This window comes from Actinomycetospora flava, assembly GCF_037400335.1.
Taxonomy (GTDB): domain Bacteria; phylum Actinomycetota; class Actinomycetes; order Mycobacteriales; family Pseudonocardiaceae; genus Actinomycetospora; species Actinomycetospora flava.
On the sequence record NZ_JBBEGM010000001.1, the window covers coordinates 853,677 to 874,693 of the forward strand.

Genomic DNA, 21,017 nt, shown 5'->3' on the forward strand with positions numbered 1-21,017 from the left:
GCCTCCTGCTCCCCGTGATCGTCACCGTCCGTACTTGTGAACGGCTTGCAGACCGTCGCGCAGGCTCGTGGCCTCGGCGAGCCAGTGGGGCGCGCCGATACGCCGGGCGAGGTCGGCGGCGCGGTCGAGGGCCGCGGCGGCCTCCCGGGGCTCGCCGGCGGCGACGGCGGCGCGGGCGAGGACGAGGTCGACCGGGGCGAGGACGAGCTGGCCGTTGACGGTGTGCACGAGCCGCCCGCACCACGGGGCGAGGTCGGCGCGCGTCCTCTGCAGCACGGTCTCGTCGCGCAGGCGCGCGGCGGCCAGGCACTGCAGCGCGGTCTCGAGCAGCCAGGTCCCCTCGCGCGCCAGTGGCGGCAGCGGCCACCCGGTCCGGGCCCGCTCCTCCTGCCCCGCGTCGAGGCGGGCGTGCACCAGCAGCACGGCGACGAGCGCCGGGTCCCGGACGGCGATCTCCTCGACCTCGGCGAGCATCGGGGACGCGTCGCCCGCGGCCACGGCGAGCGTGGTCATCGCCCAGGCGCGGATCACGCGGCCGTTGGGGTCGCCCGTCGCGGCGAGGCGGGCGGTGAGGTCGTCGAAGGCGGCCCGGGCGACCTCGGTGCGGCCGGCGACGAGGTCGAGGGTGGCCTCGAACAGGGCGACCGAGAGCAGCAGGACCGGGAGCTGCCCGCCGGTCGCCGTGGCGGCGGCGTCGTCGAGGTGACGCCGTGCCTCGTCGAGCGCGCCCCGGCCGACCGCCTCGGCCGAGAGCACGAGGTGGGCGAGCGCCCGGTGCTCGGGCAGGCCCGCGCCGGTGGCGAGGGCGAGCATCTCCTCGCCGGTGCGGCGGTGGTGGTCGGGGTCGGGCACGGCGAAGGTGTGCAGGTACTCGACGTTGAGCGCGCGGCACAGCAGCCGCGCGTCGCCGATCCCGCGGGCGAGCGCGAGCGCCTCCACCGCGGCGGGCCGGCCGATCTCGAGGGCCCACGGCTCGCACTCGTGGGCGAGGGCGAGCAGCAGGTCGACGCGCAGCTCGCGGTCCTCGTGGCCGACGGTCGCGAGGAGCTCCTGCAGCCGGGCGATCGCGGGGCCGTTGTCCTCGTCGCTGGGCCGGGTGCTCCACAGCGTCGTCACGTCCCAGCGCCACGCCCGGGCCTCCACGGTGAGGTCGCCGAGGGCCCGGGCCGCGGCGACCGCCCGGGCGCGCTCGGCGCGGGCGGCCACGAGGTCCCCGCTCGCCGCCAGCGCGCGCACCAGCTCGCCCTGGGCCGCGATCCGGCTCGCCGGGGTGCCGGCGCCGAGGTCGTGGGCGCGCAGGACCGCGCGCCACCAGCGCACCGCGTCGTCGACCGCGCCGGCCTCGCGGGCGTCTCCGGCACCGCGCTGCAGGTGGGGCAGGGCGCGCGGGGCGGTCGCCGCCGACAGCGCGACCTCGGCGTGGTGGGCCAGCGCGTGGACGCGGTCGGGGTGGTCGCGCTCGAGCACGTCGAGCAGGGCGAGGTGCAGGCGCGCGCGGCGCAGCGGCGGGGTGCGCTCGGCGAACGTGTCGCGGATCAGCGCGTGCGCGAACCGCAGCCCGGTCTCGGGGCGCTCGACGAGCAGGCCGGCGACGACGCCGGTGTCGAGGTCGTCGAGCAGGTCGTCGTCGGCGAGCCCGCCGCGCAGCGGGTCGACGGCGAGCAGCAGGTCGACGTCGACATCCCGGCCGAGCACCGCCGCCCGGGTCAGCGTGGCCACGGCGCGCGCGGGGAGGCGCTCGACGCGGCGGTCGATCAGCTCGCGCACCCCGGCGGGCACCCCGCGCGCGGCGACCTCGACACCCTCCGACGCGACGAGGCGCCCGAGCTGGCCGAGGAACAGGGCGTGGCCCGCGGCCCGCTCCACCAGCGCGCGCCAGATGCCCTCGGGGAGCTCGCGCCCGGCGACCCGGCGCAGCAGCGTGCGCGCGGACGCCTCGTCGAGGCCGCCCAGCTGGACCCGGTCGGCGGTGCGCCCGGCGAGCAGCGCGAGGGTGCGGGCGAGGTCCTCGGACACCTCGTCGTCGCGGAAGCTCGCGAGCACGAGCACGGGATCGATCGACGTCGTGACCAGGTGGCGCAGCACCTGCAGGGTCTCGCCGTCGGCGCGGTGGACGTCCTCGACGATGAGCACCGCGAGCCCGTCCGTGCGCGCGGCGTCGAGGGCCGCCGCGAGCTCGCCGGCGAGCGTGAACGCGTCCCGCGCGGCGGGCGGTACGCCGTGCCGGCGGGTGAGCAGGTCGCGCCACGCCCACCCCGGCGGGGCGCCGTCGACCTCGGAGCACTGCGCGCGCAGCACTCCGCCGCCGATCTCCCCGGCGACCTGCTCGAGCAGCGCCGACTTCCCGCTGCCCGCGGCCCCCTCGACCCACGCGACGGCGGCGCCCCGCCCGCCGGCGGTGGCCCGGACCGCGCGATGCAACCGCGCCCGCTCCTGGGCGCGCCCGAGGAACGCCGTGCTGGTCGCAGCGAACGTGGCGTTCGCTGCTTCTACGCGCCCGAAGTCCCCGTTCGCGCCGCCTTCCGGGGTCGCCGGAGTGTCAGCGGCGTGGCGTCGCTGACGCTGAACGTCCGTAGCGCCACGCGCTCGATCGGGGCGGGGGGCGACCTCCCCCGCGAGGACCGCCGACTCGGCGGCGCGGAGGTCCGCGCCCGGGTCGACGCCGAGCTCGTCGGCCAGCCGCTCGCGGGTGGTCCGGACGAGCGCGAGCCCGTCGGCCTGGCGCCCGGCGGCGGCGAGGGTGCGCGCGAGCACGGCGGCGGTCCGCTCGCGCAGCGGGTCGTCGCGCAGGACGGCCTCGAGGTCGGCGAGCGCCTCGTCGGGGCGTCCGACCGCGGTGGCCGCGACACCCGCGAGCTCGGCGGCCGAGGCGCGGGTCGCGGTCAGCCGGTCGACCTCGGCCGCCGCCCACGGCTGGTCGGCCGAGGCCGCGTAGGGCGTGCCGGCCCAGCGTGCCCGGGCCACCGCGAGGTGCGCGAGGGCGCCGTCCGGGTCGTCGCCGGCCAGCGCCTGACGCGCCGCGGCGACGAGCGCGACGTAGTGCCAGGCGTCGACGGCCTCGGCGGGCAGCTCGAGCCGGTAGCCGGGGGCGGCGCTGACCAGCACCCGGGCGGGCCGGCGCGGTCCGCGGTCGGGCTCGAGCACCCGCCGCAGGTGCGACACGTACGCCTGCAGCGCGCCGATCGCCCGCGGCGGCGGCTCGCCGGCCCAGAGGTCCTCGACGAACCGGTCGGTGGGCACCACGGCCCCGTTCGCCGCGACCAGCAGCGCCAGCACGGCGCGCTGGCGGGGGCCGCCGAGGTCGAGGCGGCGACCGTCGAGGTGCGCCCGCACCTCGCCCAGCACGCCGATCTCGAGCACCGGGCCAGGCTACGGCGATCAAGCTCCGCCACCCGGGCCAGGCCGACCCGACCGGCGCGGGGGGCGCCCGGCGTCAGAGGTGACGCCGGGCGCCCCGGGCGGGGTGGGGAGCGGACTGGTCTTCGGACGGTTCCTCGCCGGCTAGCTGCAGCCGCTGGTGGAGCCGCAGCCCTCGCAGACGTAGCAGGAGCCGGCGGGCCGCATCTTGGTGCCGCAGGTGAGGCAGAGCGGCGCGTCGGCCGCCTTGCCCTGCTGCAGCTCGAGCAGCTCGGTGGAGCTGCCGACCGAGACGTCGGCCTTCCGCGCCGCCGGCGTGTGCTCCTCGGCGTCCGAGGACACCTCCACCGACGTGCGCAGCGAGTCGACGTCGACCGCCGGCTCGGCCGCGGGGGCCGGGGCGGCGGGCGCGCCGGTGCCGTAGTCGGTGGCGGCGACCTGGGCCGAGCGCTCGTCCGCGGAGAAGATGCCCAGCTGGGCGCGCTTCTCGTAGGGCAGGTGGTCGAGCGCGATGCGGCGGAACAGGTAGTCGACGACGCTGGTGGCCATGCGGACGTCGGGGTCGTCGGTCATGCCCGCCGGCTCGAAGCGCATGTTGACGAACTTCGACACGTAGGTCTCCAGCGGCACGCCGTACTGCAGCGCGATGGAGATCGCCATGGAGAAGGCGTCCATGACGCCAGCGAGCGTCGAGCCCTGCTTCGACATCTTGACGAAGATCTCGCCGAGGCCGTCGTCGGGGTACGAGCCCGCCGTCATGTAGCCCTCGGCGCCGGCGACCGCGAACGACACCGTCTCGCTCGGGCGCTTCTTCGGCAGGCGCTTGCGCACCGGGCGCTGCTCGACGACCGCGGGCGCGGCCTCCACCGTCTTCTCGCTGCTCGAGGACTTGCCGGTGGACAGCGGCTGCCCGACCTTGCAGTTGTCGCGGTAGATCGCGAGCGCCTTGAGCCCCATCTTCCAGGACTCGAAGTAGATCTCCTCGACGTCCTCGACGCTGGCCTGCTCGGGCATGTTGACGGTCTTGGAGATGGCGCCGGAGATGAACGGCTGCACGGCGGCCATCATCCGCACGTGGCCCATCGGCGCGATGGAGCGCTGGCCCATCGCGCAGTCGAACACCTCGTAGTGCTCGGGGCGCAGGCCCGGGGCGTCGATGACGTGGCCGTGCTCGGCGATGTACTCGACGATCGCCTCGCTCTGCTCCGCCTGGTAGCCGAGCAGGTCGAGCGCGCGCGGGATGGTCTGGTTGACGATCTGCATCGACCCGCCGCCGACCAGCTTCTTGAACTTGACCAGCGAGAAGTCCGGCTCCACCCCGGTGGTGTCGCAGTCCATCATGAAGCCGATGGTGCCGGTGGGGGCGAGCACGCTGGCCTGGGCGTTGCGCCAGCCGTTCCTCGCCCCGACCTCGAGGCCGGTCTGCCACTGCACGGTGGCGGCGTCGCGGACACGGCGGTCCTCGCCGTGCACGGTGCGGATCGCGTCGTTCGCCGCGGCGTGCTTGCGCATGACCCGGCGGTGGGCGTCGGCATTGCGGGCGTAGCCGTCGTACGGCGCGACCGCGCCGGCGAGCTCGGCGGAGCGGCGGTAGGCGGTGCCCGTCATCAGCGAGGTGATCGACGCCGCCAGCGCGCGGCCGCCCTCGGAGTCGTACGCCCGGCCGGTGGCCATGAGCAGCGCGCCGAGGTTGGCGTAGCCGATGCCGAGCTGGCGGAAGGCGCGCGTGGTGTCGCCGATCGCCTCGGTGGGGAAGTCGGCGAAGCAGATCGAGATGTCCATCGCGGTGATGACCAGCTCGACCGAGCGCACGAAGTCGTCGACGCGGAAGGTGTTGTCGTCGTCGAGGAACTTCATGAGGTTCAGCGACGCGAGGTTGCAGCTGGAGTTGTCCAGGTGCAGGTACTCCGAGCACGGGTTGGACGCCGTGATGCGCCCGGACTCCGGCGAGGTGTGCCAGTCGTTGATGGTGTCGTCGTACTGCAGGCCCGGGTCGGCGCACTCCCAGGCGGCCTCGGCCATGCTGCGGAACAGCGACTTGGCGTCGACGGTGTCGATGACCTCGCCGCTCATCCGCGCCCGCAGGCCGAACTCGGTGCCCGACTGCACCGCGCGCATGAACTCGTCGGAGACCCGCACCGAGTTGTTGGCGTTCTGGTACTGCACCGAGGCGATGTCGGCGCCGCCGAGGTCCATGTCGAACCCGGCGTCGCGCAGCACCCGGATCTTGCGCTCCTCGTCGCGCTTGGTGGCGACGAACTCGGCGACGTCGGGGTGGTCGACGTCGAGGACGACCATCTTCGCGGCACGCCGCGTGGCCCCGCCGGACTTGATGGTGCCCGCGGACGCGTCCGCACCGCGCATGAACGACACCGGGCCGGAGGCCGTGCCGCCCGAGGACAGCAGCTCGCGGGACGACCGGATGCGCGAGAGGTTCAGGCCGGCGCCGGAGCCGCCCTTGAAGATCAGCCCCTCCTCGCGGTACCAGTTGAGGATCGACTCCATCGTGTCGTCGACCGACAGGATGAAGCAGGCGCTGACCTGCTGCGGCGAGCTGGTGCCGACGTTGAACCACACCGGCGAGTTGAAGCTGAAGTACTGGTGCAGCAGCATCCAGGTCAGCTCGTGGGAGAAGACCTCGGCGTCCTCGGGCGTGGCGAAGTAGCCGTGCTGCGTGCCCGCCGCGGTGTAGGTGCCCACCACGCGGTCGATGAGCTGGCGCAGGCTCGACTCGCGCGCGTCGGTGCCCTGCGCGCCGCGGAAGTACTTGCTGGTGACGATGTTGACGGCGTTGACCGACCAGGCCTGCGGGAACTCGACGCCACGCTGCTCGAAGTTGATCGAGCCGTCGCGCCAGTTCGTCATCACCACGTCACGGCGTTCCCACACGACGTCGTCGTAGGGGTGGACCCCCGCGGTGGTGTGGACACGCTCGATCGTCAGGCCCCGCCGCGGTGCGGCGGTTCCGGACTCCTCGGACGTGGTGCCGACGGTCTCCGTCATCGGTGCCATCCCTCTGTTCGTCGCTCGCGACGGTCCGGCGGCGCTTCCCCACGCACCCGACCCGTCACTGTGTATCCCCGACCGTCAGTCCCCGGCCCGTGCCGCCGGCACGTCCCTCGCGTCCGCGGCGCCCACCGGCGTCTCCCCCGCAGTGTCGACCCGACCCCCGACATCGCCGTCGCGCGCCGCGGCGCGCAGGTCGGCGATCTCGGCCTCGAAGTCGGCCACGCAGGAGAAGTTGCGGTAGACGCTGGCGAAGCGCAGGTACGCCACCTCGTCGAGCTCGCGCAGCGGCCCCAGGATGGCCATGCCGACCTCCTGGCTGGGCACCTCCGCGGTGCCCGCGGCCCGGATCGTCTCCTCGACCCGGTGGGCCAGCTGGGCCAGGGCGTCCGGGTCGACCGGTCGTCCCTGGCACGCCCGAGCCACGCCGCGCACGACCTTCTCGCGGCTGAACGGCTCGGTGACCCCGCTGCGCTTGACCACGGCGAGCACCGGTTCCTCGACGGTGGTGAAGCGCTTCCCGCACGAGGAGCACGACCGGCGCCGCCGGATCGCCTGCCCCTCGTCGGCCTCGCGCGAGTCGACGACACGGGAGTCGTTGTGCCGGCAGAACGGACACCGCATGCCGACTCCCCCTCCCGCGTCGCGAGCCCCTCCGCGGAGTTGTCCCCAACCCTGGGGATCGGAGCCGGCTTCCCCGCCGTCCTGGGGACGGAACTGGGGAGAACCGGGCCCGGTCCGTGGATCGAGCGCCCCCGCCGGTGGAGCACCACCGTCGTTCCGGTGGAAGACCCTGTGGAAGGACCTTCACCAGTGTGCACAAGCTGTGGACTAACTACACCAGTGTAACCACTAGATGTTGGGGTGGGACGGTAGCGACGCGCCGACGCCCGATGCAACTCCCCAGCCGCCCGCCGGCCACCGGGGCGCCGAGCGGGCGTCGCCCGTGGATCAACGGCCCGCGAAGTGGAACAGCGGGACGGGCGGTGCCCGAGTGGGTGTACCGGCGACGCACCGGACGTCCGGCGGTCCCGCTGCTCAGCCGGCGGCGGGCACCACGAGCGGGCGGCCGGGGACGACGGCCGAGCCCTGCAGGCCGTTGAGCTCCTGAATCCGGGTGACGACGGCGCCGGTGTCGGCGCCCGGGGCGACGCGGCCGGCGACGTCGCTCAGCGACTCGCCCGCCCCCACGACCGCCACCGTCGTCCCCGTCGGCGCCGGCCCGGCCGGGGCGCCGGGCGGCACGACGAACCCGAGGAGCGCGCCGACGAGCACGCCCAGCAGCACGCCCAGCACCGCGACCGCGGCGACGCGGCGCCGGCGCAGGACGACGGGCGCGACCCCGACCGGGGCGCGCAGCTCGCCCGACGCGGGCGCCGCCCCTCCCCCGGCGACCCGCGGCCGCACCGCGGGCAGCACCGCGGGCGCGCGGCGACCGGCCGGGCGGACCGGCCCGCGCACGTCGTCCGGGCGGGCCGGGCGCGAGCCCGCGGGCTGCGGGCGCCCGGCGGGACGGGTGGCCGGGCGCGGCGGCGTCCCTCCGGCGGGAGCGGTCGCGTCCCCGGCACGCGGACCCGGGACCTCGGCGTCGCAGCGGCCCAGCGGACCGGTCGTCCCCACGGACATGTCGACCTCCTCGCATCGCACAGGCGTTCGATCGAACGCGTGTGCGATGTCTAGCATCGACCCCCGACAACGTCGACGAATCGACCGGCGTGTCGTTCGAACACGTGTTTGATCCCGTCGGTGCTCGGCGCTAGCTTCGGCGTCCGAACCCCCCGCCACCTGCGCGGGGCGCGGCACCCACCCGGGCGCCGCGGACGACGTCGGAAAGGACACGGCCATGGCACGCACGCCCCAGGGCCCGGGCGGCCCCGAGGAGCCGGGGGCGCGGCCCGAGGTGGCCGACGCCGTCGTGCCCGCCCGGGTGCACCCCTTCCCGGAGCCCGCGGACGCCGACGCGTCGCCGGGCCTCACCCCGCGCCAGCGCAAGGTCCTCGAGGTCATCCGCGACCACGTCGAGCGCAACGGCTACCCGCCGAGCGTCCGGGAGATCGGCGACGCGGTCGGGCTGACCTCGACGTCCTCGGTGGCCCACCAGATGCGCACCCTCGAGAAGAAGGGCTACCTGCGCCGCGACCCGAACCGGCCGCGCGCGCTGGACGTCCGCCTTCCCGAGGAGCTCGAGGGCGCCGGGGCCGAGGCTCCGGACCACACCGAGGAGCTCCGCGCCGACCGTCCCGCGCCGACCTTCGTGCCGGTCGTCGGCCGCATCGCCGCCGGTGGCCCGATCCTCGCCGAGCAGGCCGTCGAGGACGTCTTCCCCCTGCCGCGCGAGCTCGTCGGCGAGGGCTCCCTGTTCCTGCTGCGCGTCGCGGGCGACTCGATGGTCGACGCCGCCATCACCGACGGCGACTGGGTGGTCGTGCGCCAGCAGCCGGTGGCCGACAACGGCGAGATCGTGGCGGCGATGATCGACGGCGAGGCGACCGTCAAGACGTTCAAGCGCAAGGACGGCCGCATCTGGCTGCTGCCCCACAACGACGACTACGAGCCGATCCCGGGCGAGGACGCCACGGTGCTCGGCAAGGTCGTCGCGGTGCTGCGCCGCCTCTGATGGACGGGCGTCTCCTCCGGCTTGCCGGGAGGAGTCGCTCGACCTACGGTTCAGGTCATCTGATGACCTGAGGAGTGAGGGTGCGGGCGGTACGCCGGGGCGGGCTGGTGGAGCAGGTGATCGACGCGCTCACCGCGCCGATCGAGAGCGGGGAGTGGCCGCCGGGCCACCGGTTGCCGGCGGTCACCGACCTGGCCGCCGAGCTGGAGGTCGGGCGGTCGACGGTGCGCGAGGCCGTCCAGGCGCTCGCCCACCGCGGGCTGCTGGAGGTTGCGCAGGGCCGCGGGACGTTCGTCGCCGACCCGGGGCCTGGCCAGTGGATCCTCCAGCTGCGGCGCAGCGCGGCGCTCGACGTCTACGAGGCGCGGCGGGGCCCGGAGATCGAGGCCGCCCGCCTCGCCGCGCTGCGCCGCACCGACGACGACCTCGCCGCGATCGAGGCGGCGGTCGCGGAACGCCGGGCCGCGCGCACCTGCGGGGCCGTCGGCGAGTGGGCCGCCGCCGACCTCGCGCTGCACCGCGCCGTCGTGGCCGCGACCCACAACCCCGTCCTCGGCCGGCTGTTCGACGCCCTCGCCGACGGCGTGCACGACTCGTTCACCCACCAGAGCGCCGACCCGGGGTCGGGCGTCGACACCGCCGACGAGCACGACGCGCTCGTCGACGCCATCGCGCGGCGCGATCCCGAGGCGGCCGCGGCCGCGACGCGGGGCTACCTCGACGCCTGCGAGGGCGAGCTCCGAGTACTGCTGGGCGGGGCATCACCGGACGGGGCTCTCTCGGACCGGACACCGTGAGCGGTCGGCGCCGGGCCCTCGGCCTCGCGGTCGAGCACGGGATCGACGACCTCTACCAGGGCGCGGTCCCGGCGCTCGTGCCCGCGCTCGTCGCGGTCCGCGGCTGGGACCTCACGCGGGCCGGCGGGATCGTCCTCGCCGCCACCGTGCTGTCGTCGCTCGCCCAGCCGCTGTTCGGGCTGGTCACCGACCGCCGGCGGATGCCGCGGCTGCGCATCGTCGGGATGGTCCTCGCGGCCGCGGGGGTAGGCGCCGTCGGGCTCACCGACTCCTACCTCGCCACGTGGTGCGCGGTCCTGCTCTCGGGCCTGGGCGTCGCCGCGTACCACCCGGAGGCCGCCCGCGCGGTGCACGCGACGGGCACCGGCGACCGCGGGATGGGGTGGTTCACCGTCGGCGGGCTGGCCGGGTTCGCGCTCGGGCCCGCGGCGGTCGGGCTGGTGGTCGGCGGGCTGGGGCTGGCCGCGACACCGCTGCTCGCCCTGCCCGCCGCGGCCGCCGCACTGGCCGGTCTGCTCCCCCGCCGCCGGCCCGGGCCCGCGTCCGTGCCCGACGAGGTCGCGGCGGCCGCGGGCCGCGACGACTGGCGCCGCTTCGGCTGGCTGACCGGCGTGGTCGTCACGCGCTCGGTGGCGTTCTACGGGCTCAGCGCGTTCCTCGCCGTGCACCTCACCGTGCGCTTCGGGTTCGGGGCGGCGCTCGCCGCCACGACGCTGGGCATCTTCACGGGCGCGGGGGCCGTGGCGACGATCGCGAGCAGCGCGCTGACGCGGCGGTGGGGCCGCACCGCGGTGCTGCGCTGGTCCTACGTCGCCGCCGCGCCGCTGCTCGCCGGCACCCTCATCGCACCGTCGCCGGTGCTCGCGCTCGTCGCGACGGGCCTGCTCGGGGCGGCCCTGGGCGTGCCCGTGCCCGTCCACACCACGCTCGGCCAGGCCTACCTGCCCCGCCACCTCGGGCTCGCGGCGTCGGTGACGCTCGGGCTCGCGGTGAGCGCCGGCGGGCTCGCCTCCCCCGCCCTCGGCGCGCTCGCCGACCACCGGGGCACCACGCTCGCGCTCGCGGTCCTCATCGCCGGGCCGGTGCTGGCGGCCCTGCTGACGCTGGCGCTCAGCGACCCGGAGGCGGTGCGAACGGGGAGTCCGGACGCGTAGACGCAGCGAACGCCACGTTCGCTGCGTTCCGGGAACGCTGCGCACGCACCAGGTCGCGGACGCCGACGGCGACGACGCACGCGCCGACCGCCAGCACCGCGAGCGGGGTCCCGAGCCCCCAGAACCGCTCGGCCGCGCCGCCGCGGGACGCGACGAGCCCGCCGACGAGCACCAGCGGGACGAGCAGGACCGAGAGCACGCGGTGCAGGGCCGGTTCCATGGTCCGAGCCTGACCCGGGGCGCCCGCCCGCACCATGCGCGATCCCCGCAGCCAGCCTCAGGTAGAGACAGAGGCTGCGTCGCGGGCGCCGCGGCGCAGGTGGTCGGCGAGGTCCTCGACCCCGGGGCCGGGGCGGGCGCCGCGGCGCAGGACGAGCGTGCGGCGGGCGAACGGCTCGGCGAGCTCGCACACCGCGAGCCCGCGGGCCGGGTCGACCACGTGGCGCGGGACGACGGCGAGCCCCACCCCGGCCGCGGCGAGGTCGACGACGGTGCCGAGGTCCACGGCCCGCCCGCGGTGGCGGGGCACCGGGGCGTGCTCGCCCAGGTTGGCCTCGAGGGTCAGCGTCAGCGGCGCGTCGGGCTCGAGGCCGACCAGCGGGTGCTCGGCGACCTCGGCGAACGTCATCGCCTCCCGGCCCGCGGGGGCGCCGCCGGCCGGCCCGACGACGACCAGGGAGTCGTCGGTGAGGCGGTCCTCGGCGCGCCGCGGGTCCTCACGGGCGTCGACGACCACGACACCGAGGTCGGCCTGGCCGTCGGCGAGCATGCGGACGCTGTCGGCGCTACGGCGCTCGCGGGTGACGACGTCGACGTCCGGGTGCGCGACGAGGAAGCTCACCAGCGCGCGGGGCACCAGCCGGCGCATCGCCGAGCTCCCCGCCAGCAGGGTCAGCGGGGTGCCGGCCGGCCGCCGGTAGCCCGCCACCGCGCCCTCGAGCCGGCCCAGGTCGTCGAGGACGTCGCCCGCGTGACGCGCGAGCGCGCTGCCCGTTGGCGTCGGGCGCACCCCGCGGCGCCCGCGCACCAGCAGGTCGACGCCGGCGTGGTGCTCGAGCGCCCGGATGCGCGCACTCGCCGAGGGCAGGCTGAGGTGCAGGCGCGCCGCGCCCGCGGTGATCGAGCCCTCCACGACGACCGTCCGGAACAGGCGCAGATCGATCAGGTCGTAGCGCACCCGCCGGAGCCTACGGTCACGCCGCAGGCAGAGGAGCTCAGCCGCGGCGCCGGCGCACCACCGCGACGACGGCGACGACCGCGAAGACGCCCGCCGCGACGGCGAGGACGACGCCGATGCTCGCCAGCGGCTCCGGGAGGCCGGCGCGCTCGGAGGCAGCCGGTGACGCGGCAGGCGGGGCCGCGGACACCGACCCCGCCGCCCCCGACACGGCGTGCAGCGGCGCCGGCGGCCCGTCCTCCGGCGTCTCGCCGGTCGAGAGCAGGGTCCCGTCCGGGGCGAAGGCCAGCGCCTCGCCCTGCACCTCGTCCGGCAGCGGGACCCGCACGGGCGCCGCGCGCAGGGCCGCCACGACGTCGTCGGCGGTCGCGGTGCCCCCGGGTGCCGGGTAGAGCCACGCGTCGGCGTAGGTGCGCAGGGCGACGACACGGCCGTCGGCGGAGATCGCGCCGCCGGTGTAGGCCCCGGCGCCCAGCGACGTGATCGCCTCGCCGGGCACGACGACCTCGCCGGCCCGCCGCAGGGCCACCGTGCCGCCGTCGCCGACCGGCGACTCGGCCACGTAGACCCCGCTGATCCCGCCGAGGTCCTTGGTGACGATCACCGGCCGGTCGTCGCCGGGCATGAGCAGCGACTCGGCGTCGTGCGCGCCGTCGGGGTAGGTGAGCCGGGTGACGGTCTCCTCGCCGGACGGCGACACCCGCAGCACCGCCACCGTGCGGCGCTTGCGGTCGTTGTCGCCGATGTCGGCCGGCCACAGGGTGCCGTCGGCGCCGCGGGCGAGGTCCTCGACGTCGCGCCCCTGGTCGGGCACCCCGATCTCGCCGACCACCGCACAGGAGTCGTCGAGCCGGTACACGGTGCTCGGGTTGCCGCTGTCGTTGACGACCTCGTAGCCGCCGTCGTCCGCCACGACCAGCCCCGACGCCTCGGCGAGCCGGGGGTCGTCGAGGGTGCACCGCACCTGTGGGCCGCCCCACGCCACGCCCGGGACGAGCAGCCCGAGAACGACCAGCAGGACGAGCGCCAGCAGTCTCAAGGGTCGAGCTCCGTTGCGCTTGCGTCTCCCGCTCAGGGCACCCGCGCCGGATCGACCGCCGCCGCGCGCAGCGACGCCGCGAGCTCCTCGGACACGCGGGCGTGCAGCACGGTGCCCTCGGCGGTGTGGCGCTCGGCGAGCACCTCGCCGTCGGAGTGGGCCCGGGCCACGAGCGCGCCCTCGGTGTAGGGCAGCAGCACCTCGAGCTCGACGTCGGGGTGCGGCAGCTCCTCGGCGAGGCGTGCCTTCAGCCGGTTCAGCCCCTCGCCGGTCCGCGCCGACACGAACACCGCGCCGGGCAGGGCCCCGCGCAGCTCGGCGAGCGCCATCGGCTCGGCGGCGTCGACCTTGTTGACGACCAGCAGCTCCGGCGGCGCCGGCGCGTCGAGGCCGGCGATGACCTCGCGCACCGCGGCGATCTGGTCCTGCGCCGACGGGTCGGAGCCGTCGACGACGTGGAGCAGCAGGTCGGCGTCGGCGACCTCCTCCAGCGTGGAGCGGAAGGCGTCGACGAGCTGGTGGGGCAGGTGGCGCACGAAGCCGACGGTGTCGGTGAGCGTGACCTCGCGGCCGTCCTCGGTCTCCCAGCGCCGCGTGGTGGGGTCGAGCGTCGCGAAGAGCGCGTCCTGCACCAGCACGCCGGCGTCGGTGATCGCGTTGAGCAGGCTGGACTTGCCCGCGTTGGTGTAGCCGGCGATCGCCACCGAGGGCACGGCGCGCGACTGGCGGCGCCCGCGCTTGGTGTCGCGGACCGTCGACATGTCCTCGATCTCGCGGCGCAGCTTGGAGATGCGCCGGTGGATGCGGCGGCGGTCGGTCTCGAGCTTGGTCTCACCGGGACCACGGGTGCCGACGCCCCCGCCCCCGGCGCCGCCACCGCCGCCGGCGCCACCGCCCTGCCGGGACAGCGACTCGCCCCAGCCGCGCAGGCGCGGCAGGAAGTAGCGCAGCTGGGCCAGCTCGACCTGCGCCTTGCCCTCCCGGGAGCGCGCGTGCTGGGCGAAGATGTCGAGGATCAGCGCGGTCCGGTCGACGACCTTGACCTTGAGCTTCTCCTCGAGGTTGCGCAGCTGGCCGGGCGAGAGCTCGCCGTCGCAGATGACGGTGTCGGCGCCCGTGGCCTGCACCGTCTCGCGCAGCTCCACGACCTTGCCGGAGCCGACGAACGTGCCGGGGTCGGGCGTCTGGCGGCGCTGGATGAGGCCGTCGAGCACCTCGGAGCCCGCGGTCTCGGCGAGGCGGGCCAGCTCGACCAGCGACGCCTCGGCCTCGCGGGAGGTGCCCTCGGTCCAGACGCCGATGAGCACGACGCGCTCGAGGCGCAGCTGCCGGTACTCGACCTCGGTGACGTCGGTGAGCTCGGTGGACGACCCGGTGAGCCCGGGGACCCGGCGCAGCGACGTGCGCTCCTCGAGGTCGAGGGCGCCCCCCGTGGGCTCGTCCGCCGGCTCGACGGCCGGCTCACCCGGCTCGGCCGACCTGTCGAGCCGGATGTCGCTGGAGCGGCCCGACGCACGGGTCGGGATGTACGGGCGTGGGTCCTGCGCTGCGGGTTCTGTCATGTTGCCGTCCATGGTTCCACGACCGGCAACGGGAAAACCACCGCGAGGCGTCAGACGCGCGCCGGGAGCGCGGCGCCCCAGGTGCCGTGGGCGACCAGCTCGGCCGGTCCGGTGAGGGTCGTGGTGGCGCCGTCGACGCCGACGAGCAGGGTGCCGCCCGGCGTGTGCACGGTGACGGTGCCCGTGTGCCGGCCGGCGGCGTCGAGGGCGGCGACCGCCCCGGCGACCGTGCCGGTGCCGCACGACCGGGTCTCCCCCGAGCCGCGCTCGTGCACCCGCAGGCGCACCGCCCCGTCCGCGAGCGGGGTCAGGACCTCCACGTTCACCCCGTGGGGGAACAGCGACCGGTCGTAGGCGGGCGGCGCGGCGAGGTCGAGACCCTCGAGGTCCGTCCCGGTCACGCAGGCCAGGTGGGGGTTGCCGACGTCGACGGCGACGCCGGTGAGCTCCCGGCCGTCGACCACCGTGGTCGAGGCGGGCCCGAGCACGGCCGGGCCCATGTCGACGGTGACGGGACCGGTGCGGTCGACCGTCACCCAGCGCGTGCCCGCGCGCGTGGCGACCGGGTGGGTGCCGGGGGCGACGAGGCCGGCGTCGAGCAGGTAGCGCGCGAAGACCCGCACGCCGTTGCCGCACATCTCGGCCAGCGAGCCGTCGCCGTTGCGGTAGTCCATGAACCAGGTGGCGTCCCCGCCCTCGATGCCCGCGGCGACGGCGACCGGCGCGTCGGTCCGCACGACGCGCAGCACCCCGTCGGCCCCGATGCCGCGGCGCCGGTGGCACAGCGCGCGCACCAGCAGGCCCTCGTCGGCGTCCAGGTCGATCGAGCCGTCGGGGTCGGGCAGCACGACGAAGTCGTTCTCGGTGCCGTGTCCCTTCACGAACTCCACGTGGCCCAGAGTAACCGCGCACCGGGCGCGTGCGTGATCTGCAAAACATCCTGCTCCGCAAAAGTGCAGAGACTGCAAGATCGGCCTATCGTGGACGCCGTGACCACGGGACTGCGCGAGCGCAAGAAGCTCCGGACGCGGCGGGCGCTCGGCGCCGCCGCACTGGAGCTCGCGGTGACCCACGGCCTCGCCGAGATGACGGTCGAGCAGATCGCCGAGGCGGCCGACGTCTCACCGCGCACCTTCTTCAACTACTTCTCGTCGAAGGAGGAGGCGGTCGTCGCCGCCGACGTCGAGCGCGCCCGCGACATGGGCGAGCGCCTCGCCGAGCGCCCGGATGGCGAGCCGGTGCTCGAGGCTGTCCGGGCGGTGATGCACGAGATGCTGGGCGACACCCCGCGCTCGCGGGAGTGGATCGCCCAGGCGCGCCTCGTGAAGTCCGAGCCCACGCTCGTCCCCCAGCAGCTCGCCGCCTACGCCGCCGCCGAGCGGGAGCTCACCGCGATCATCGCCGAGCGCACCGGCCGGGGCCCCCAGGACCTCTACCCGGCGGTCACCGCCGCCGCGGTGATGTCCGCGATGCGCGTGGCCACCACCCGCTGGCTCGAGTCCGACGGGCACGGCGACCTCGTCGGCGTGGTCGACCAGGTGATCGACCTCCTCGCCGTCGGTCTGCAGTCCCCGCCGTCGCGGGCGCCCTGAGCGGCGACGTCCCCCAGCACGTCCACCACCCCTGCGCTCCCCTCCCGGAGAACCCCTGATGTCCGCACCGGCGACGACGCCGCCCGCTCTCGCGAACGGCGCTGAACCCCCCGCCACCCGCCACGTGCTGGTGGCCCTGTCGGGCCTGCTCATGGCCCTGTTCGTCGCGATCCTGTCCTCGACGATCGTGTCCAACGCGCTCCCCCGGATCCTCGCCGACCTCGGCGGGACCCAGGCGCAGTACACGTGGGTCGTCACGGCCTCGCTGCTCGCGATGACGGCGTCGACCCCGATCTGGGGCAAGCTCGCCGACCTCTTCTCCAAGAAGCTGCTCGTCCAGATCGCGATCACGATGTTCATCGTCGGGTCGATGCTCTGCGGCCTCTCGACCGGCACCGCCGAGCTCATCGGCTTCCGCGTCATCCAGGGCCTCGGCATGGGCGGGCTGATGGCGCTGGCCCAGGTCGTGATCGCCGCGATCATCCCGCCGCGCGAGCGCGGCCGGTACTCCGGCTACCTCGGCGCAATCATGGCCGTGGCGACGGTCGGCGGCCCGCTCATCGGCGGCGTCATCGTCGACACCATCGGCTGGCGCTGGTGCTTCTACGTCACCGTGCCGATCGCCGTCGTCGCGCTCGTCGTGCTGCAGCGCACCCTGACCGTCCCGACGGTCAAGCGCGAGGTGCACATCGACTACCTCGGCGCGATCCTCATCGCCGCCGGTGTCTCCGCGATCCTCATCTGGACCTCGCTGGCGGGCCACCAGTTCGCCTGGGGCTCGTGGACCTCGGTGGCCGTCGTGGGCGGCGGTGTCCTCGCGCTCGTGCTGGCCGTGGTCGTCGAGTCGAAGGTGCGCGAGCCGATCGTGCCGCTGCACCTGTTCCGCAACCCGACGGTCGCGCTGGCCACGGTCGCCGGTCTGTTCGTCGGCGTCGCGATGTTCGGCTCGACGGTCTATCTCAGCCAGTTCTTCCAGCTCGCCCGCGGCGCGACGGCCACCGAGGCCGGCCTGCTCACGCTCCCGATGATCGCCGGGCTGTTCCTCGCCTCGACGATCGTCGGCCAGCTGATCTCCCGCTACGGCCGCTGGAAGCCGTACCTGGTCGGCGGCGGGGTGCTGCTCACGCTGGGGCTGCTCGGCGAGGGCCTGTTCGTCAGCGCGACCGTGCCCTACGGCCTGCTCGCGGTGTTCATGGCGATGGTCGGCATCGGCGTCGGTGCCACCCAGCAGAACCTCGTGCTCGCGGTGCAGAACCAGGTCGCGATGAGCGAGATGGGCGCCGCCAGCTCCACGGTCGCGTTCTTCCGCTCGCTCGGCGGTGCCGCCGGCGTGGCCGCGCTCGGCGCGCTGCTCAGCACGCAGGTCACGAGCTCGATCACCTCGGGGCTCGCCTCGCTGGGCGTCCCGGCCTCGGCGACGGGCTCCTCGGGCGGGCAGATCCCGAACCTCGCGACGCTGCCCGAGCCCGTCCGGGTGGTCATCGAGAACGCCTACGGCGACTCGATCGGCCTGCTGTTCCTCGTCGCGGCGCCGCTGGCGCTGATCGCGCTGGTCGCGATCCTGTTCCTGCGCGAGGTCCCGCTGCGGCACACGATCGACATCGAGGAGACCGGGCCGGACTCCGGGTCCGCCGCCCTGCCGGCCGTCACGGAGACCGAGACGGGCGCGACGGGCACGGTCCCCGCGCGACGTCCCGCCCTGCGCGGCACCGTGCGCCGCGACGGCGAGCCCGCCCCGTACGCCGTCCTCACGGTCGTCGACGCCGACGGGCGCCAGCTGGGTCGTGCGGTCAGCGACGCGGACGGCGCCTACTCCGTCGACGCCGCCGAGGGGCGCCCGCACCTGCTCGTCGTGCAGTGGCAGGGCCACCCGCACGTCGAGGCGCTGGGCGGGGCCACCGGGCCGCAGCACCGGGACATCGCGCTGACCGGGACGTCCCCGCACAACGGCCGGCACGCGCTGCCGGAGGCGCTCGACGCCCCCACGGTCAGCATGGGCGCGCGCCGGTAGTTCCTGACCGAAGGGCCCCTTCGCTCGGCGAGATCGAGCGAAGGGGCCCTTCGGTCGTCGGCGAACGGCGCGAGACGGAGATCAGGGGCGACCTCGTCCACCGTCGGCGTCGGGCCACGTGGATGACGTCGCCCGTGATCTCCGGCGCGCGGAGACTCGCCATGATCAGCAGGCGGAAGCGCACCTCGACAGGGCCCGCGACGGCGCCTTTCGGCCTGCTGATCACCTCGAAGCGAGGTCCAGCACCGTCGCGACGAGGTCGGGCGCGGCGGCGTCGAGCCACCGGACGCGCGTGTCGCGCCGGAACCACGAGCGCTGGCGGCGCACCAGCCGCCGGGTGGCGACGACCGTGCGCCGGCGGGCCTCGTCGAGGTCGATCGCGCCGTCGAGGTGCTCGAGCACCTCGCGGTAGCCGACGGCGCGCGAGGCGGTCGCCCCGTCCCGCAGGCCCCGGGCGGCGAGCCCGGCGACCTCGTCGACGAGCCCGCCGGCGAGCATCGCGTCCACGCGGGCCGCGATCCGCTCGTCGAGCACCCCGGTGTCGCGGTCGAGCCCGACGAGCAGGGCGTCGTGCCGCGGACGGCCCGGGGTGGGCAGGCTCGCCGCGAAGGGGCGCCCGGTCAGCTCGACGACCTCGAGCGCCCGGACGATCCGCCGCCCGTTGCTCGTGAGGATGTCGCGCGCCGCGTCCGGGTCGCGGGCGGCGAGGCGGGCGTGCATCGCCGTCGTCCCGACCTCGGCGAGCTCGGCGTCGAGGCGGGCCCGCAGCGCCGGGTCGGTGCCCGGGAACTCGAGGTCGTCGAGGACCGCCTGCACGTAGAGCCCCGACCCGCCGACCACCAGCGGCACGCGTCCCCGCGCCCGGATCGCCTCGACCGCGGCGCGGGCGTCGCGCTGGTAGGCGGCGACGGTGGCGGTGTCGGTGACGTCGAGGACGTCGAGCAGGTGGTGCGGCACGCCGCGGCGCTCGTCGGGCGGGAGCTTGGCGGTGCCGACGTCCATCCCTCGGTAGAGCTGCATGGCGTCGGCGTTGACGACTTCCGCGCCCGGCCCGCGCCGGGACAGCTCGTCGGCGAGGTCGAGCGCGAGGTCGGACTTGCCGGTCGCCGTGGGGCCGACCAGGGCGATCGGGCGGGTCATCGTCGTCGAGGATCCCAGCGCCGCCGCGGGTCGCGCGAGGGGGAAGGGAGTTCCTGCGCGCTCGGCGGACCTGCTTGAATGCCCGAACCGTAGGAGCTGGAGGTGTCGGGGCCGATGACCGACGAGCAGGCTGCGGAGGCCGTCGACGGGGCGGGCCCCGACGGCGTCACCGAGGCCGCACCCGAGGCCGTCACCGAGACCGCGCCTGCGCCCACCCCGGCCCCCTCGCCGGAGACCTCGCCGGAGACCTCCCTGGAGTCCGCGCCTCCGGAGGCCGCCGCCCACCCGGCACCCCCGGCGCCCGTCCCCGGGCCGTCCGGTGCCGCCCCGGCGTTCCCGACCGTCGCGTCGGCGGCCGCCGACCCCGGGCGCTGGGGCCGGGTCGACGCCGACGGCACCGTCTGGGTCGCGACGGCCGACGGTGAGCGGGCGGTCGGGTCGTGGCAGGCGGGCGACGCGGTGGAGGGCCTCGCCCACTTCGCGGTGCGCTTCGACGACCTGCGCACCGAGGTCGACCTCCTCGTCCGCCGCCTCACGGCCGGCCGCGGCGAGGCCCGCACGATCCTGCGCAGCGCCACCACCCTGCGCGAGCGTCTCGTCGACGCCGCGGTGGTCGGCGACGTGGTGGGGCTCGGGCACCGTCTCGACGCGGTGGTCGCGGCCGCCGAGGGCGCCGAGGAGTCCGAGCGCGCCGCCCGCGCGGGGGCCCGCGACGACGCGGTCGCCCGCAAGGAGGCGCTGATCGCCGAGGCCGAGGCCCTCGCCGAGGAGACCACGCGCTGGAAGCACGCCGGCGACCGGTTCCAGGCGATGATCGAGGAGTGGAAGTCGGTCAAGGGGATCGACCGCAAGACCGACGACGCGCTGTGGAAGCGCTTCTCCCGCGCCCGTGAGACCTTCGCCCGCCGCCGGGGCGCCCACTTCGCGGAGCTCGACCGCGCCCGCACCGCCGCGAAGGCGCGCAAGGAGGAGCTCGTCGTCGAGGCCGAGTCGCTCACCGAGTCCACCGACTGGGGGCCCACGGCCGGGCGGTACAAGGAGCTCATGGCCGACTGGAAAGCGGCCGGGCGCACGAGCAAGGACGCCGACGACGCGCTGTGGGCGCGGTTCCGGGGCGCCCAGGACACGTTCTTCTCCCGGCGCTCGGAGGTGTTCTCCGCCCGCGACGCCGAGTTCACCGACAACGCCCGCGCCAAGGAGGCCTTGCTGGTCGAGGCGGGGCGCATCGACCTGTCCGACGTCGACGCCGCCCGGGCGGCGCTGCGTGACGTGCAGGAGCGCTGGGACGCGATCGGCAAGGTGCCGCGCGAGCGGGTGCGGGAGTTCTCGGCGCGGCTCAAGGAGGTCGAGGACCGCGTGCGCGCGGCCGTCGACCGCCGCTGGCAGGCCAGCGACCCGGAGACCGAGGCCCGGGTCGGGCAGTTCCGGGCCCGCGTCGAACAATTCGAGGCCCAAGCGGCCAAGGCGCACGCCGCGGGCGACCGCCGCCGCGCCCAGGAGGCCGAGCGCCAGGCCGCCCAGTGGCGGGAGTGGCTGGCGGCCGCGGAGGACGCCACCCGCTAGCC

The 21,017-nt window shown here is 75.8% G+C and carries 16 protein-coding genes; 6 read left to right on the forward strand and 10 right to left on the reverse strand.

The window, feature by feature from the left end; all coding sequences use genetic code 11:
- Positions 1 to 21: 21 nt before the first annotated feature.
- From WCD58_RS04215 to WCD58_RS04230, 4 genes are all read right to left on the reverse strand, one after another.
- On the reverse strand, positions 22 to 3,360 hold the full coding sequence (locus WCD58_RS04215; RefSeq protein WP_337699796.1) for an ATP-binding protein: 3,339 nt from the start codon (positions 3,358 to 3,360) through the stop codon (positions 22 to 24).
- 141 nt (positions 3,361 to 3,501) lie between these two features.
- A complete protein-coding gene (locus WCD58_RS04220; RefSeq protein ID WP_337699798.1) occupies positions 3,502 to 6,360 on the reverse strand; it encodes a vitamin B12-dependent ribonucleotide reductase in 2,859 nt (952 codons plus the stop codon).
- 84 nt (positions 6,361 to 6,444) lie between these two features.
- Positions 6,445 to 6,987 carry a transcriptional regulator NrdR gene (nrdR, locus tag WCD58_RS04225; RefSeq protein WP_337699799.1) on the reverse strand — a complete coding sequence of 181 codons (543 nt, stop codon included), beginning with the start codon at positions 6,985 to 6,987 and terminating at the stop codon, positions 6,445 to 6,447.
- 414 nt (positions 6,988 to 7,401) lie between these two features.
- On the reverse strand, positions 7,402 to 7,989 hold the full coding sequence (locus WCD58_RS04230) for a LysM peptidoglycan-binding domain-containing protein (protein WP_337699802.1): 588 nt from the start codon (positions 7,987 to 7,989) through the stop codon (positions 7,402 to 7,404).
- A 217-nt stretch (positions 7,990 to 8,206) separates the two neighbouring features.
- Here WCD58_RS04230 and lexA point away from each other — a divergent pair, with 217 nt between their 5' ends.
- From lexA to WCD58_RS04245, 3 genes are all read left to right on the forward strand, one after another.
- Complete coding sequence (lexA, locus tag WCD58_RS04235; RefSeq protein WP_337699804.1) at positions 8,207 to 8,980, forward strand: transcriptional repressor LexA; 774 nt, start codon at positions 8,207 to 8,209, stop codon at positions 8,978 to 8,980.
- Between the two features lie 80 nt (positions 8,981 to 9,060).
- Entirely contained in the window at positions 9,061 to 9,777 is a 717-nt protein-coding gene (locus tag WCD58_RS04240) for a FadR/GntR family transcriptional regulator (protein ID WP_337699806.1), read from the forward strand.
- Positions 9,774 to 10,931, forward strand: coding sequence for an MFS transporter (locus WCD58_RS04245; protein WP_337699808.1), 1,158 nt, complete (start codon positions 9,774 to 9,776; stop codon positions 10,929 to 10,931). Before WCD58_RS04240 ends, WCD58_RS04245 begins: the two co-directional genes overlap by 4 nt.
- Here the strand turns inward: WCD58_RS04245 and WCD58_RS04250 are convergent.
- The 5 genes from WCD58_RS04250 to dapF are packed head-to-tail and all read right to left on the reverse strand — an operon-like array spanning position 10,888 to position 15,608.
- Positions 10,888 to 11,151: a hypothetical protein gene (locus WCD58_RS04250; RefSeq protein WP_337699809.1), complete on the reverse strand. Its 264-nt coding sequence runs from the start codon at positions 11,149 to 11,151 to the stop codon at positions 10,888 to 10,890. The two genes, WCD58_RS04245 and WCD58_RS04250, sit on opposite strands and share 44 nt — an antisense overlap.
- A gap of 57 nt (positions 11,152 to 11,208) precedes the next feature.
- Positions 11,209 to 12,108 carry a LysR family transcriptional regulator gene (locus WCD58_RS04255; RefSeq protein ID WP_337699811.1) on the reverse strand — a complete coding sequence of 300 codons (900 nt, stop codon included), beginning with the start codon at positions 12,106 to 12,108 and terminating at the stop codon, positions 11,209 to 11,211.
- 37 nt (positions 12,109 to 12,145) lie between these two features.
- Positions 12,146 to 13,147: a hypothetical protein gene (locus WCD58_RS04260; RefSeq protein ID WP_337699813.1), complete on the reverse strand. Its 1,002-nt coding sequence runs from the start codon at positions 13,145 to 13,147 to the stop codon at positions 12,146 to 12,148.
- A 32-nt stretch (positions 13,148 to 13,179) separates the two neighbouring features.
- The gene (gene hflX / locus WCD58_RS04265; RefSeq protein WP_337699815.1) at positions 13,180 to 14,709 is read right to left on the reverse strand and encodes a GTPase HflX; all 1,530 of its coding nucleotides are present in this window, start codon (positions 14,707 to 14,709) and stop codon (positions 13,180 to 13,182) included.
- A 50-nt stretch (positions 14,710 to 14,759) separates the two neighbouring features.
- Entirely contained in the window at positions 14,760 to 15,608 is an 849-nt protein-coding gene (dapF, locus tag WCD58_RS04270; RefSeq protein WP_337700798.1) for a diaminopimelate epimerase, read from the reverse strand.
- Positions 15,609 to 15,698: 90 nt separating this feature from the next.
- On the opposite strand from dapF, the gene WCD58_RS04275 reads away from it, so the two are divergent.
- Together WCD58_RS04275 and WCD58_RS04280 are read left to right on the forward strand one after the other, a co-directional pair.
- Positions 15,699 to 16,301, forward strand: coding sequence for an acyl-CoA-like ligand-binding transcription factor (locus WCD58_RS04275; protein WP_337699817.1), 603 nt, complete (start codon positions 15,699 to 15,701; stop codon positions 16,299 to 16,301).
- Between the two features lie 58 nt (positions 16,302 to 16,359).
- Entirely contained in the window at positions 16,360 to 18,312 is a 1,953-nt protein-coding gene (locus WCD58_RS04280; protein WP_337699819.1) for an MFS transporter, read from the forward strand.
- 222 nt (positions 18,313 to 18,534) lie between these two features.
- Here the strand turns inward: WCD58_RS04280 and miaA are convergent, their stop codons facing one another.
- A complete protein-coding gene (gene miaA, locus WCD58_RS04285) occupies positions 18,535 to 19,452 on the reverse strand; it encodes a tRNA (adenosine(37)-N6)-dimethylallyltransferase MiaA (protein WP_337699821.1) in 918 nt (305 codons plus the stop codon).
- A gap of 114 nt (positions 19,453 to 19,566) precedes the next feature.
- On the opposite strand from miaA, the gene WCD58_RS04290 reads away from it, so the two are divergent.
- A complete protein-coding gene (locus WCD58_RS04290) occupies positions 19,567 to 21,015 on the forward strand; it encodes a DUF349 domain-containing protein (RefSeq protein ID WP_337699823.1) in 1,449 nt (482 codons plus the stop codon).
- Positions 21,016 to 21,017 lie beyond the last annotated feature (2 nt).